The sequence below is a fragment of the Erythrobacter sp. SD-21 genome (assembly GCF_000181515.1).
Lineage (GTDB): Bacteria > Pseudomonadota > Alphaproteobacteria > Sphingomonadales > Sphingomonadaceae > Qipengyuania.
Genome location: NZ_ABCG01000004.1, coordinates 121,116 through 134,736, shown reverse-complemented (window position 1 = coordinate 134,736; position 13,621 = coordinate 121,116). Strand labels below are relative to the sequence as shown.

Here is a 13,621-nt window from a genome sequence, read left to right as displayed (position 1 = left end):
GCTGCACCCGCTGCGGGCGGGCGGTCGCCCTTGCGGCCCGCTGGTCGCGGACCGTTGTTGCCATAGACCACCACTGTGAGAGGGTCGTTTTTCGGGCCCTTTTTCGGTGCGCCGTAGCCTGTTCGAACGCCATTTCGGACAGGCGCCTTGCATTCTGATTGATATGTTGTAACATTGCTATCAATGGGAGTTGCAAGGAAGAGGATACGACCATGTCATATGTCGACCAGCACAACGGACCTTCGCCAGCCGGCCTGGCCAGTTCGATCATCGTCCAGTCCGCGATCGGGGCGCTCGTTATCGCCGGATTGAGCGTGACGCAGATGGCACCACCAATAGACACAGGCCCCATGGACCCGATCGATTATCCGCTCGATCCGCCGCCGGAGCCGGAGGAGCCCGAGGTCCAGCCCGAAGTGAGCGAGCAGGTGCCGAGCACGCCACCGCCCTATGTGCCGCCGACCCGCATCCAGTTCGAAGTGCCGTCCCCGAAGATCGACGTGACCGATCTCCTCCCCCCGCCGCAGCCGCCGCAGCCCAAGATCATGCCGAAGATCGAACCGGCCCTGCCCGCGCCGACGCCGACCTTCGACCCGGTCTCGGCCAAGCCGCGCAACGATCCGGGCGCGTGGCTCACGAATAGCGATTATCGTTCCAGCTGGGTGCGGCGCGAATACACCGGCGTGGCGGGCTTCCGGCTGGACATCGCGGCATCGGGCAAGGTCACCGGCTGCCGGATCACCAGCACGACCGGCCATTCCGAACTCGACGAGGCGACCTGCAAGCTCATCCAGCGCCGTGCTCGTTTCGAACCGGCGCGCGGGCCCAATGGCGAGCCGGTTGCGGGAAGCTTCTCTTCCTCGGTGCGCTGGCAGCTGCCCGAATAGCCTCCTTCGGGCCAGACCTGCCTAGCGCGAGCCCCGTTCGACCTTGTCGAGCGGGGCTTCGCCGTCCGCCGCCGGTACCGTCCAGATCGCCACGTTCACCAGCGCCACCAGCGCAAGGATGACCATCAGCATGGCGTTCTTGGCATTGCCGGTCCGCCGCCACAGCAGGAAAGCGCCGAAGAACAGCGCGATGGCGGCAAGGACGGTAATCGAAAGGACGGTGTCGAGCATGCCTCCCCAATAGCCTCCCCTTCCCTCTTTGGGAATCCTTCGCGCAGGAACGCGCGCGCAATCCTGCCGTTGGTAATGCGAGAAGGCGGCACCTTCGCCGCACCCGCATTTAACGGGGAGTGAGCCATGGGAATTTTCAGCAGCATCAAGAACGCGATTTTCGGCAGGGAAGCCAAGGCCAACGAAGTCCCGGCCGATACCAAGACCGGCAACGCCTGGGCCGATGCGCCGGTGACGCAGAGCCGCGCAACCCCGGTTGTCGATGTCGAGAACAGCCTCGATTCCATGCCCGGTGCGGACCGCCTCAACTGGCGCACCTCGATCGTCGACCTGATGAAGCTGATCGGGGTCGATTCCTCCTACGAGAACCGCAAGGCGCTGGCGACCGAGCTGGGCCGCGAGGATTACTCGGGCAGCGCGGAAGACAACCTCTGGCTGCACAAGCGCGCCATGCGCGAACTGTCGGCGAACGGCGGCAAGGTGCCGCCTGAATATCTCGATTGATTTGACAGGGTTATGCGGGGAGCGCACATGCTTCCCGCATGACCAAACGCACATTCGAAGCCACCCGCCGCCAAGTCCTCGCAGGACTTGGCGCGACGACTGCCCTCACCCTTGGCGGATGCGCCAGCGTTCCGCGCGGACCATCGGCCCAGACGGCCGAGGCGCTGCTCGAGGACGTTGCCTACAATTTGCTCAAGCATGAGCCGGGCCGCGCAACGGGTCTCGGCGTCGATACCGGGCAATACGCCTACCTGCGCAGCCAGCTGGGTGACGCCTCGCCGGAGGGGCAGGACGCCTACGCCGCGACGTTGAAAAATGACCTCGCCCGCGTCCGCGCTTTCCCGCGCGGCGGGCTGGACAGCACCAATGTAACCAATCTCGAAGTGGTCGAAAGCGCCTATGAACTCGCGCTCGACGGCTTTGCGCTTCCCTATGGCGACGTGCCGGTCGGCAGCTGGCGCACCGCGCCCTATGTCGTGATCCAGAACGTCGGCGCCTATATCGGCCTGCCCCGCTTCATGCAGTCGACGCACATGGTGACAAGCGCCAGCGACGCCGAAGCCTATGTCGAACGGCTGCAAGAAGTGCCCAAGGTCCTCGGCGGCGAGCTCGAGCGCATTCGCGCCGCGCGCGCCATGGGCGTGGTGCCGCCGGACTTCCTGCTCGACAAGGCGATCCGCCAGATGGAGCAGACCATCGAGAGTGCGGGCAAGGGCGAACTCTTCGCCAGCGATCTTCGCGCCAAGCTGGCCGAGGCCGGCCTGCCCGAAACCCGCGCCGATACGGCCCTCGCGCTGGAAACCGGCCCCATCGCGCAGGCGCTGTTCGCCCAGCTCCAGGAATTGCAGGCCGAACGCGCCGTCGCCACGTCGGCGCCGGGCATTTCCGCGCGTCCGCACGGCGACGAATTCTACGCCTGGGCGCTGCGCTCCAGCACCACCACCACGCTTTCGCCCGACGAGGTGCACCGGCAGGGGCTCGACGAGCTGGAAGCCCTGCACGCGCGCATGGACCCGATCCTGCGCGAAATCGGATATACCGAAGGTTCGGTGGGCGACCGGATGCAGGTGCTGGGCGACGACCCGCGCTACAAATTCTCCGAAGGCGACAAGGGCCGCGAGGAGATCTTCGCCTTCATCAACGAGCGCATCGACTGGATCAGGGGCCAGATGCCGCGCGCCTTTAACACACTGGTCGACCCGAATCTCGAAGTCACGCGCATCCCGGTGGCCGAGGAAGCGGGCGCACCGGGCGCTTATGGCGGGGCGGGCAGCAAGGACGGCACCATTCCGGGCCGCTTCTGGATCAACCTGCGCACCACCGACCTGCACCGCAAATACGACCTCGCCGATCTCACCTATCACGAGACGATCCCCGGCCACGTCTGGGAGGGCGAATATTCCAATCGCCTGCCGCTCATCCGCTCGATCCTCGCCTTCAACCCCTTCAGCGAAGGCTGGGCGCTTTATGGCGAGCAGATAGCCGACGAACTGGGCGCCTATGACGAATTCAAGGTGGGTCGTCTCGGCTATCTCCAGTCCCTCGCCTTCCGCGCCTGCCGCATGGTCGTCGACACAGGGCTCCACGCCAAGGGCTGGAGCCGCGAGCAGGCGCGCCAGTTCTTCGTCGAGCGCAACGGCTCCAAGCCCGAGGAAGTGGCGGGCGAGGTCGACCGCTATTGCAGCTGGCCGGGGCAGGCGACCGGCTACAAGCTCGGCCACAGCCGCATCGTCGCGCAGCGCGAACGGGCGCAGGCCGCGCTCGCCAGCGCCTACGACTTCAAGGCCTTCAACGATGCCGTCGTGCTGGGCGGCAACGCGCCGATGAACGTGATGGAATCCAATGTGACGCGCTATATCGAAGGGGCGAAGGGGTGATCGTCACACAGTCTTGCATCCTTACATCCAATCGCCAAGCTTACACCAAGCAAGCGAATCGCAAACTTGGGGGGTCGCAATGAAATTCTGGATAGCATTACTGGCATTAGCCGGCCTGACCACACCGGCGGTCGCCGCATGGCGCGAAGCCGCCAGCGAACATTTCGTCATTTACGCCGATACATCCGAACGCGACGTGCGCGAATTCGCAGAGACACTCGAACGGTTTCATGCGGCAATGGAGCTGCGCACCGGTCGGAAAATAGACTCGCCCAGTCCATCTAACAGGGTCACGATCTATGTCGTGGGCAGCGAGACCCGATTAAAAGAACTCTACGGAAACCGAAATAGCGCGGTAGCCGGCTTCTACGTTCCCCGGGCTGGCGCATCAGTGGCATTTACGCCATATATTCGCCTTTGGGATCGCGACAGTTTCAGCACGCAGATCCTGCTTCATGAATACGCGCACCATTTCCTGATCTCTACCTCGCGCCACGCTATGCCGCGTTGGCTCAGTGAAGGTGCCGCAGAATATTTCTCGTCGGCAGAATTCGGTCGGGATGGTTCGGTTACGATAGGTATGCCCAACAACAACCGCGCCTACGAACTTGCCAATGCGCGGGAGGTCCCCCTCATGGCTTTGCTCGATCGGGCTACCTATGCCGAGCGCCGAGGCAACCGATATGACGCGTTCTACGGGCGTTCATGGCTGCTATTCCATTACCTCACGTACTCGCCTGAGCGGGCTGGCCAGCTTTCCCGGTATTGGGCGGCTGTGGCGGAAGGCCATGGCTCCCTGGCAGCAGCAAACGCTGTATTCGGTGATCTGGACCAACTCGAGAGTGAGTTGCGCTCCTACAATCGCCAGCGGCGAATGGCGGCAACGCGTTATGCATCGGAAGATATAGTCATCTCGAACGTCACCGTGCGTCGGCTCAGCGAGGGCATGGATGCGATGATGCCGGTCATCATGCGATCGAGGCGCGGGGTCGGCGAGGAGGATGCTCCGGATATCCTCTCGGATGCGCGTGAGATCGCGTCACGCTATTCCGATGACGCTGAGGTTCTGGCAGCGCTCGCCGAAGCGAAACACGATGCAGGTCTGCACGATGCGGCCATCGTCACGGCCGATCAGGCAATCTCTCTCGATCCGGCCCGTACCAATGCCTACGTACAGAAAATCTACGCTCTGTTCGCCAAAGCAGAGGATGCCGATGACGCGGCACCCTTCTATACCGTCGCGCTCGAGCCGATCATGGCCTTAAACCGGATCGAGAATGATCATCCTATTCCTCTGATCTATCTCTATCGCAGTGAAATCGAACGTGGCTTGGCGCCGTCGGAGAATGCCCAGGCCGCCCTTGAACGGGCTTCCCAATTGGCACCTTTCGATCACGGTTTGACCGTCACCCTCGCTTCGATGTTCGCTTCGCAAGGCTATCCGAGGCTCGCAGCCGACATTCTCGGGCCCGTAGCGGCCAATCCCCACGGAGGAAGCAGGGCCCGTCTGGCATCTCAATTGATCGACCACCTTGTAACCGCCAAAGAGGGTCAGTCGGTCAAAATCGATATCAACGAGATGGTTGATTCAGATGAAGAAGAGGAAATTAGAAGCTAGAGATTGAGTATCTCAACGCACCTGCGCTTCGGTCTCCAGCAGCGTAATTTCGAACAGGGATGGCCAGAGCTTGCCGGTAACGAACATGCGGCGGTTCTCCGCGTCCCATGCAATGCCGTTAAGCACCGCATCGGAGCCTGAGACGGGGACTCTTTGAACGAGCGCACGAAGGTCGATGAGGCGCTTGACCACGCCATCAGTGGGGTCGATGGCGACGATGAACGCCGTCTCCCAGATGTTGGCGAAGACCAGCCCGTCGATCATCTCGAGCTCGTTAAGACGGCGCAAGGGGCGATCGTTCATGGTGACATCGACGCTGCGACGCACCTCAAATGTCTCGGGGTCGAGAATGCGCAAGGTTGCGCTTCCGTCGGAATGGACGAGGCCCTCGTTCGAAGTGGTCAGGCCCCAGCCTTCGAGTGGGTAGTCGGCGCGCACGGCCTTTTGTTCGAGCGTCTTGGCATCCCAGCGGTGAATGACACCGTCGCGCCATGTGAGACTGACGAGATCACCACCCGCCAGCGCGAGGCCTTCGCCGAACTGGTCGGCTGGAATGGCGCTCTGCAGGAGCGCTTCGCCGGTCGCCAAATCGACTTTGCGCACGACCGACCGCCCTTTCCTGCCCGTGCTTTCGTAAAGCGCGCCGTCGTGCCAAAGCAGGCCCTGCGTGAAGGCCTCTGTATCATGGGGGTAAATGGCGAGAACTTCGGCCCTGTAGACCGTCGGCCCACTGTACGCCTCCTCCACCGCTACCGGAGGCGCAGCTTCCTGCGCGGCCAGCGGAATCGCGAAGCCGAGCGCGAAGAGGGGCAGGCAAAACGAGCGAAAATTCATGGCGGTCCTATCGCGCATGGGGGCTTTCCGCAGCATGAAGGGGGAACGCGCAAATTTAAAGCCCCCGGTCCGCGCCCTCTCTCCTTGGCGCGGCCGGGGGCCTCCTCTCCAACTGTACGCCTGCGCTTGCAGGCTATCTCGTCAGGCTGCTGCGGGAGCAGCGTCGCGCACGCCTTGGTCGACATGGGCGGCGAAGGGTTCGAAATTGTCCACGAACAGCTGCACCAGCTTGTGCGCGGTGCGGTCGTATTCGTCCTTGTCGTCCCACGTCGCGCGCGGGTTGAGGATGGTGCTGTCGACGCCCGGGACGGAAACCGGCACATCGAAGCCGAAGTTCGGGTCCTTGCGGAATTCCGCGTCATTGAGGCTGCCGTCGAGCGCGGCGTTGAGCAGCGCGCGGGTGGCCTTGATCGGCATGCGGCTGCCGACGCCATACTTGCCGCCAGTCCAGCCGGTGTTGACCAGCCAGCATTGCGCCCCGCCTTCGGCAATGCGCTTCTTCAGGAGGTTGCCGTAAACACTCGGGTGACGCGGCATGAAGGGCGCGCCGAAGCAGGTGCTGAAGGTCGCGGTCGGCTCGGTCACGCCGATTTCGGTGCCGGCGACCTTGGCGGTGTAGCCCGACAGGAAGTGATACATCGCTTGGTCGGGAGTCAAACGCGCGATCGGAGGCAGCACGCCGAAGGCATCGGCGGTCAGCATGATGACGTTCGACGGCGGCGGGCCGAGGTTGTCGTCGCTGGTGTTGGGGATCGAAGACAGCGGATAGGCGCCGCGGGTGTTCTCCGCGAGGCTGTTGTCGTCGAGGTCGATCTCGCCATTCTCGTCCATCACCACATTTTCGAGGACGGTGCCCTCCATCTTGGTGGTGGCGTAGATTTCCGGCTCGCTCTCGGGATCGAGGCGGATCATCTTGGCGTAGCAGCCGCCTTCGAAGTTGAACACCGCCGTGTCCGACCAGCCATGCTCGTCATCGCCGATAAGCGTGCGGCTGGCGTCGGCCGAAAGCGTGGTCTTGCCGGTACCCGACAGGCCGAAGAAGACTGCGCTCTTGCCGTCGGGGCCGATATTAGCCGAGCAGTGCATCGGCATCACGCCCTTCGGCGGCAGCAGGTAGTTGAGGATCCCGAAGACGCTCTTCTTCATCTCGCCAGCGTATTTCGTGCCGCCGATGAGGATCAGCTTTTCTTCGAGATTGACCGCGATCACCGTCTCACTGCGCGTACCGTGACGCGCCGGGTCGGCCTGGAAGGTCGGCAGGTCGATGATGGTGTATTCGGGCATGAAGCCTTCGAGTTCGCTTGCCGTCGGGCGAACCAGCAGCGTGCGGATAAACTGGTTGTGCCAAGCGAGCTCGTTGATGACGCGCACCTTCACGCGATATTCGGGCTGCGAACCGCCGAACAGGTCCGCGACGAACAGGTCCGACTTGTCGGCCACGGCGGCCAAGAAGTCTTCCTTGAGCGCGGCAAAATGCTCCGGCGTCATCGAGGCGTTGTTGTCCCACCACACCGTGTCTTCGGTCTCGGCGTTGCGGACAATGAACTTGTCCTTCGCGCTCCGGCCGGTGTGCTTGCCGGTTTCCACCACCAGCGGGCCTTCCTTGGTGCGGCGGCCTTCGCCGCGCTCGAGCGCGGTAGCGGTCAGCTCTTCCGATGTGAGGTTGGGGTGGATCGTCGCAGCGGTCTCGATGCCCTGCGCGGCAAGCGAGTGGGAAAGTGCGGTGGTCACTGAAATCTCCAGCGAAAGAGTGGCGGTATCGGTGGCGTGAATCGCGCGCGCATACGAATGCGCGTCCGTCGTCATGGCCAATAGTCCCAAGCTCACGCAACGTCAAATGATGTGGCTGCCGAATTCGCCCTCCGCGTGAGGCTGCGCGTTGTCTTGACTGCCGAACTGCGTTAACCGGCTGGAATATGGACAGTGAAGCCGGACAGGGCGCGACGCCGCACCAGGATGACGACCGCACGGTAATCGCGCTGGTCGACGACGATCGTAACATTCTGACCACAGTTTCGATCGCCTTGCAGGCCGAAGGCTTCGCCACGCGCGTCTATTCCGACGGCGAGGCGGCCTTGTCCGCCCTGCTCGGTAACCCGCCCGACCTTGCTATTTTCGATATCAAGATGCCCAAGATGGACGGGATGGAGCTGCTGCGGCGGCTGCGCGATCATTCGCCCCTGCCGGTCATCTTCCTTACCAGCAAGGATGACGAGCAGGACGAGGAAGCCGGCCTCCAGATGGGGGCGGATGATTACATCGCCAAGCCGTTCAGCCTGCGCCTGCTGCTCGCCCGCATCCGCGCGATCCTGCGCCGCAGCGACGCGCGCCGCCCGTTGCCGATCGAGCCGGGCGAGCTTGCGTCCGAAGTGATCGAGCGCGGGCGCCTGCGGATGGACCCGGCGCGCCACCACGTGACCTGGGACGGCAAGCCGGTCTCGCTCACCGTAACCGAATTCCTGCTGCTGGAGGCGCTGGCGCTGCATCCCGGCGTGATCAAGAGCCGCAACCAGCTGATGGATGCCGCCTATCCGGACGATGTCTTCGTCGACGATCGCACGGTGGACAGCCATATCAAGCGCATGCGCCGCAAGTTCCGCAGCGTCGATAACCAGTTCTCGGCCATCGAGACGCTTTATGGCGCGGGATACAGTTTCAGCGATGGCTGAGAGGGAAAACGTCCTTCGGGGCGATCCGCGGCTTGAAAAGCTGCGCTGGTCGCGGCGGCTTTCGCTCACCAGCCGCATCCTCTTCGTGAATGTCCTGCCGCTGGTGCTGCTGGGCGGCGGCGTGCTTTATCTCGACAGTTACCGCAAGCAGCTGCTCGACGAGCGGTTCAAGCTGGCTCTGGTCGAAGCGCAAATCACCGCCGAAGCGCTTGCCGGTGCGACGCCCCAGCGACAGGACGCGCTGCTGATCCAGATCGGCAAGGAACAGCGCCTGCGTATCCGGGTCTACGGGCCGGAAGGAAACCTGGAATCGGATAGCTTCCAGCTCGCGCCGCCCAGCTTCGACCTGCCCGAGCCTGCGGAAGTCGACCAGACCGATTTCGCGCTGCGGATGGACCGCTGGTTCGACCGCGTGGTGGGCGCCCCCGCCCTGCCCGATTACCGCGAGCCCGAGGCGGACGAGGCCGCAGCCTGGCCCGAGCTCGTGCGGGCGCGCGAGGAAAGTCTCACCCAGATCGTGCTGCGCGACGCGCCCGACGGCACTCATGTCATCAACGCCGCCGCCCCCGTCGGGCTCGAAGGCGATACGCTGATGATCACGCGCAATCCGGTCGACATCACCCAGTCGGTCCGCGAGGCGCGCACCACGGTGGCGCTTGTCGTCCTCCTGTTCCTGCTCGTCTCGACGCTGCTCAGCTTCTTCCTCGCCCAGACCATCGTACGGCCCTTGCGCGAACTGGTGCAGGCGGCGGTCCGCGTGCGGCAGGGGCGCGACCGGCAGGTGGAAGTCCCCCGCCTGCCCGACCGGCGCGACGAGATCGGAATGCTGGCCCGCGCCATTTCCGACATGACCGGGGCGCTGCGCCACCGTATCGACGCGGTCGAGAGCTTCGCCGCCGACGTGGCGCACGAAATCAAGAACCCGCTCGCGAGCCTGCGCAGCGCTACCGAAAGCCTCGGCAAGGTGGAAGACCCCGAACTGCGCGCGCAACTGCTCGATATCGCGACACACGACGTGCGCCGGATCGACCGTCTCGTGACCGAGATTTCGGATGCCAGCCGGATCGATGCGGAAATGTCGCGCACCGAATTCGAGCGCGTCGACATGGCCGAACTGCTGCGTCACACGGTCGTCAGCCGCGAAGAGCGCGGAGAGAACGAAGGCCGCGCGGTGAGCATTTCCACCGAGGGCGAAGCGCATACAGTCGAAGGCGTCGGCATGCGACTCGAACGCATCATCCAGAACCTGCTCGACAACGCCGTGTCCTTCTCTCCCGAGGGCGGCGCTATTGACGCGCGGCTCGTCCGGCGCGAAGGGCGTGTCATCCTGACGGTTTGCGACGAGGGTCCGGGTATCCCGGAGGAAAAGCGAGAGAAAGTGTTCCACCGTTTCCATTCCGACCGCCCCGAGGGCGAGGATTTCGGCAACCATTCGGGCCTCGGCCTCGCGATCGGTCGGACCATTGCCGAAGCGCTTGAAGGCTCGCTCCATGTCGAGGGCCGCAGCGACGGGGGCAGCGGCGCATGTTTCGTGCTCGACCTGCCGGCCGCGCGATGAAGACCCGTCTTCCCAATGTGACCGCCGTCGCCATTGACGGACGTGGCCTGCTGATCGCGGGCGAATCGGGCAGCGGCAAGAGCTCGCTCGCGCTTGCCCTGATCGACCGCGGGGCGACGCTGATCGGCGACGACGGCCTCATCATCGACGATGTCGACGGCTATCCTCTCGCCTGCCCGCCCAAGACCACGCGCGGCCTGCTCGAGGTTCGCAACGTCGGCCTCGTCGAGCTGCCCACCTGCGAAGCGCCGATTGCGCTGGTCCTCCAGCTGACCACGCTTGCCCCGCGCTATCCGATGGAGCTGGCCACCACCAAGCTCGCCCAGACCGGCATTCCCGTGCTGCTGTTCCGGCCCGGCGACGCGACGCAGGCGCTGCGCGCCGAATTCGCGCTGGGCAAACACGGCCTCGCGGTACCCGAAATCGGCAGCAAGGGCGAAGAGGCCGCGGAATGAGTTCCTACCCGTGACCGATATGCCGACGCAGCACCGGATCCTGCTCGTCACCGGCATGTCGGGTGCGGGCAAGTCGACCGCGCTGCAGGTGCTTGAAGACATGGGCTGGGAAGCGATCGACAATTTCCCGCTCCGGCTCCTGCCCAGCCTCGTCGAAGTCGAAGGCGAACACCACGGCCCCGTCGCCATCGGATTCGATTCGCGCACCCGCGGCTTCGTGCCCGCCGAGGTGATTGCCCAGGCCGAGGCGCTGGCTGCGCGCGAGGATGTCGAACTCTCGACTCTCTTCATCGACTGTTCGGCCGCCGAACTCGAACGCCGCTACAACGAGACCCGGCGCCCGCACCCGCTGGCGCGCGAACGGCCCGTGGCGGGCGGCATCAAGGCCGAGCGCGAGCTGCTCGAACCGCTGCGAAACTGGGCGCAGGTCCTGATCGACACGAGCACGTTTGGCGGCAACCAGCTCCAGCAGGTGGTGCGCGAACAGTTCGCCAGCGAGGAAGCGCGCCCGATGACCGTCACCGTGTCGAGCTTCGGCTTTTCGCGCGGGATGCCGCCGCTGGCCGACCTGCTCTTTGACATGCGCTTCGTCGATAATCCGCACTGGGTGCCCGAGCTGCGCGAACTGACGGGTCTCGATGCCCCCGTGGCCGCGCGTATCGAGGCCGACCCGGCCTTTGCACCCGCTTTTGCCCGCATATCCGAGACTTTACTCGAATTGTTGCCGCGCTACGCCGCGCAGGATCGCAGCTATCTCAACATCGCCTTCGGCTGTACCGGCGGGAGACATCGCTCGGTCTACAGTGCAGAGGCCGCCGCCGAGGTCTTGCGCAAGGCAGGATTTTCGCCCACGGTCATTCACCGCAATCTGGGAGACCGGCCCGCCGACCCGATCGAGCGCAGCTGATCCCACCGGGCGATGATCGAGATAACGAGCCTGACACCTTCGGTAATTCGCAAACGGACGCTATTTTACGCATGATCGGAATGATCCTCGTTACCCACGGCAAGCTCGCCGAACACTTCATCGATGCGATGGAGCATGTGGTCGGCAAGCAGGAAGGCGTGGCCACCATCTGCATCGGCCCGAACGACGATATGGAGCAGCGGCGCAAGGATATCGCCGATGCGATCCAGGCGGTCGACACGGGTGATGGCGCTATCATCCTGACCGACCTGTTCGGCGGAACACCCTCGAACCTTGCCATCTCGCTGCTCGACACCGGCCGGGTGGAAGTGATCGCCGGGATCAACCTGCCCATGCTCATCCGCCTTGCCGGCGCACGCAAGAGCATGAACGTGGTCGACGCGGTGAACGCCGCGCAGACCGCGGGGCGCAATTACATCACCGTGGCCAGCGAATTCCTCGGCCAAGATCTCGACAGCGCGCGGAAGGCAAGTTGAGCGAGGCCCGCAAACAGGTGCTGGTGGTCAACCAGCGTGGTCTCCACGCGCGGGCGAGCGCCAGGTTCGTCGGGGCGGTGGCCGAAGTGCCCGAAGGATGCAAGGTGCGCGTCGCCAAAGGTGAGAACGAGGCGGCGGGCGGCTCCATCCTCGGCCTGATGATGCTGGGGGCGGCCAAGGGCGATACGATCGAGATCATCGTCGAAGGTGCCGGAGCGGAAGCCGTACTCGCAGACCTCTCCGCCATGGTCGAGGACGGTTTCGGGGAGCCATAGCATGGCCGAGTTCCGCCGGGTCATCACCGGCTTTTCCAATCCCACCGTCAAGGCGCTGAGAGCGCTGCGCGAGAAGAAGCACCGCAAGCGCGAGAGGAAATTCCTCGCCGAAGGCCTGCGCCTGCTGACCGATGCGCGCGAATGCGGCCACGTGCCCGAAACGCTGGTGCTGGCAGACCGGCGCGATCCGCACCCGCTGCTCTCGGCTCTGGAAGAATCGGTCGAGGCCAGCGGCGGCGAAGTGATCGAGACCACGCCGGACATACTCGCCAAGATTACCGGCAAGGACAATCCGCAGGCCGTGGCCGGCGTCTTCGCCGAGTTCGATACCTCCCTGGCAGCGCTCGATCGCAGCTGCGCGGACATCTGGCTGGTTGCGCAGGCGCTACGCGATCCGGGCAATCTCGGCACCATGCTGCGCACGGGCGACGCCATCGGCGCGGGCGGTCTGATCCTTATCGACGATTGCGCCGATCCCTTCAGCGTCGAAGCGGTCCGCGCCAGCATGGGGGCGGTCTTCACGCAAGGAATAGCGCAGGCCGAATGGAGCGAGTTCGAAAGCTGGCTGCGTGCAGGCGAAGGACAACTCGTCGCCGCCTCCCTGCGCGATGCCCAGCCCTATCGCGGCGCGCCCTATGCCGCGCCCTGCTTCGTCATGGTCGGCAACGAGAGCCGTGGGCTGCCCGAAGACTACGAAATGGCCTGCGACTTGCGCGTGACCATGCCGATGAAAGGCCGCGCCGACAGTCTCAACGCCGCCGTCGCGGCGGCCGTGCTGGGCTATGAAGTGCTAGCGGGGCTAGGATAGGTCTCGGGCAAATCCGACCAATGCAGGCGGACTTTTCCGCTCTTCGACTTCGGCAGATTCTTGCGTTCGATCATTCGCCAAGCCAGTTCGAAATCAGCATTGATCTTCACTACAAATACTTTGTTGAAGTGCCCTTTCAGATTCAGTTCGACAAAGTCGTGCTTTTTGAAAGGTGTGATCGTTTTCACCTCGACGTGGTCACTGCCAAGTCGACCGTCCGCCCCAGGAGCGCATAGCCGGTTGAGCTTCAGGCCAATCGTAACCGCCGCAAACAGTTCTCCGATGGCGCCGTAGAGCGGAAGATGGTTTCCCGTAAGCTGGAAATAGCGCTCGGCGGTGTCGAGAAGCTGCTCGAAAATGGGGATTAGCGAGCGGTCGGCATTCGGATACTTCGCGCCCCATTCCTTATAGGCTATCTGCGCCTCGATCTCGCTCCACGAGACCCATTCGCCGTCGTCCCAGAGCGCATTGTTTGGCCCAAGAAAATCAACCATGGAGATA

15 protein-coding genes are annotated in these 13,621 nt (G+C 63.9%); 11 read left to right on the top strand and 4 right to left on the bottom strand.

Annotation, left to right across the window (positions count from 1 at the left end; genetic code table 11):
- Positions 1-212: 212 nt before the first annotated feature.
- Positions 213-887 (top strand): energy transducer TonB, encoded by a 675-nt coding sequence (locus ED21_RS08525; RefSeq protein ID WP_006833468.1) that lies wholly within the window; start codon positions 213-215, stop codon positions 885-887.
- 21 nt (positions 888-908) lie between these two features.
- Here the strand turns inward: ED21_RS08525 and ED21_RS08520 are convergent, their stop codons facing one another.
- The gene (locus ED21_RS08520; RefSeq protein ID WP_006833467.1) at positions 909-1,118 is read right to left on the bottom strand and encodes a hypothetical protein; all 210 of its coding nucleotides are present in this window, start codon (positions 1,116-1,118) and stop codon (positions 909-911) included.
- A 126-nt stretch (positions 1,119-1,244) separates the two neighbouring features.
- Between ED21_RS08520 and ED21_RS08515 the strand changes: the two genes are divergently transcribed.
- The 3 genes from ED21_RS08515 (at position 1,245) to ED21_RS08505 (ending at position 5,117) form a co-directional block, all read left to right on the top strand.
- Positions 1,245-1,622, top strand: coding sequence for a DUF3597 domain-containing protein (locus ED21_RS08515; protein WP_006833466.1), 378 nt, complete (start codon positions 1,245-1,247; stop codon positions 1,620-1,622).
- A 38-nt stretch (positions 1,623-1,660) separates the two neighbouring features.
- The gene (locus ED21_RS08510; RefSeq protein ID WP_006833465.1) at positions 1,661-3,499 is read left to right on the top strand and encodes a DUF885 family protein; all 1,839 of its coding nucleotides are present in this window, start codon (positions 1,661-1,663) and stop codon (positions 3,497-3,499) included.
- Between the two features lie 79 nt (positions 3,500-3,578).
- Positions 3,579-5,117, top strand: a complete 1,539-nt coding sequence (locus tag ED21_RS08505; protein WP_006833464.1) for a hypothetical protein — start codon at positions 3,579-3,581, stop codon at positions 5,115-5,117.
- 12 nt (positions 5,118-5,129) lie between these two features.
- Here ED21_RS08505 and ED21_RS08500 read toward each other — a convergent pair whose 3' ends face one another.
- Together ED21_RS08500 and ED21_RS08495 are read right to left on the bottom strand one after the other, a co-directional pair.
- Positions 5,130-5,951 (bottom strand): glutaminyl-peptide cyclotransferase, encoded by an 822-nt coding sequence (locus ED21_RS08500; protein WP_034922106.1) that lies wholly within the window; start codon positions 5,949-5,951, stop codon positions 5,130-5,132.
- Between the two features lie 141 nt (positions 5,952-6,092).
- Positions 6,093-7,757, bottom strand: a complete 1,665-nt coding sequence (locus ED21_RS08495; protein ID WP_006833462.1) for a phosphoenolpyruvate carboxykinase — start codon at positions 7,755-7,757, stop codon at positions 6,093-6,095.
- A 110-nt stretch (positions 7,758-7,867) separates the two neighbouring features.
- Here ED21_RS08495 and ED21_RS08490 point away from each other — a divergent pair, with 110 nt between their 5' ends.
- The 7 genes from ED21_RS08490 to ED21_RS08460 all read left to right on the top strand — a co-directional run bounded on the left by ED21_RS08490 (position 7,868) and on the right by ED21_RS08460 (position 13,120).
- Entirely contained in the window at positions 7,868-8,620 is a 753-nt protein-coding gene (locus ED21_RS08490) for a response regulator transcription factor (protein WP_006833461.1), read from the top strand.
- On the top strand, positions 8,613-10,178 hold the full coding sequence (locus ED21_RS08485; RefSeq protein WP_006833460.1) for a stimulus-sensing domain-containing protein: 1,566 nt from the start codon (positions 8,613-8,615) through the stop codon (positions 10,176-10,178). Before ED21_RS08490 ends, ED21_RS08485 begins: the two co-directional genes overlap by 8 nt.
- Entirely contained in the window at positions 10,175-10,633 is a 459-nt protein-coding gene (locus ED21_RS14720; protein WP_006833459.1) for an HPr kinase/phosphorylase, read from the top strand. The genes ED21_RS08485 and ED21_RS14720 overlap by 4 nt, the downstream gene beginning before the upstream one ends.
- Before the next feature lie 19 nt (positions 10,634-10,652).
- Positions 10,653-11,540, top strand: coding sequence for an RNase adapter RapZ (rapZ, locus tag ED21_RS08475; RefSeq protein ID WP_034921998.1), 888 nt, complete (start codon positions 10,653-10,655; stop codon positions 11,538-11,540).
- 71 nt (positions 11,541-11,611) lie between these two features.
- Entirely contained in the window at positions 11,612-12,037 is a 426-nt protein-coding gene (locus tag ED21_RS08470) for a PTS sugar transporter subunit IIA (protein WP_006833457.1), read from the top strand.
- Positions 12,034-12,312, top strand: a complete 279-nt coding sequence (locus ED21_RS08465) for an HPr family phosphocarrier protein (protein WP_006833456.1) — start codon at positions 12,034-12,036, stop codon at positions 12,310-12,312. Before ED21_RS08470 ends, ED21_RS08465 begins: the two co-directional genes overlap by 4 nt.
- Position 12,313: 1 nt before the next feature.
- Positions 12,314-13,120, top strand: coding sequence for an RNA methyltransferase (locus tag ED21_RS08460; RefSeq protein ID WP_006833455.1), 807 nt, complete (start codon positions 12,314-12,316; stop codon positions 13,118-13,120).
- Here the strand turns inward: ED21_RS08460 and ED21_RS08455 are convergent.
- Positions 13,093-13,614 (bottom strand): hypothetical protein, encoded by a 522-nt coding sequence (locus ED21_RS08455; RefSeq protein ID WP_006833454.1) that lies wholly within the window; start codon positions 13,612-13,614, stop codon positions 13,093-13,095. The genes ED21_RS08460 and ED21_RS08455 overlap by 28 nt on opposite strands.
- Between the last annotated feature and the right edge of the window lie 7 nt (positions 13,615-13,621).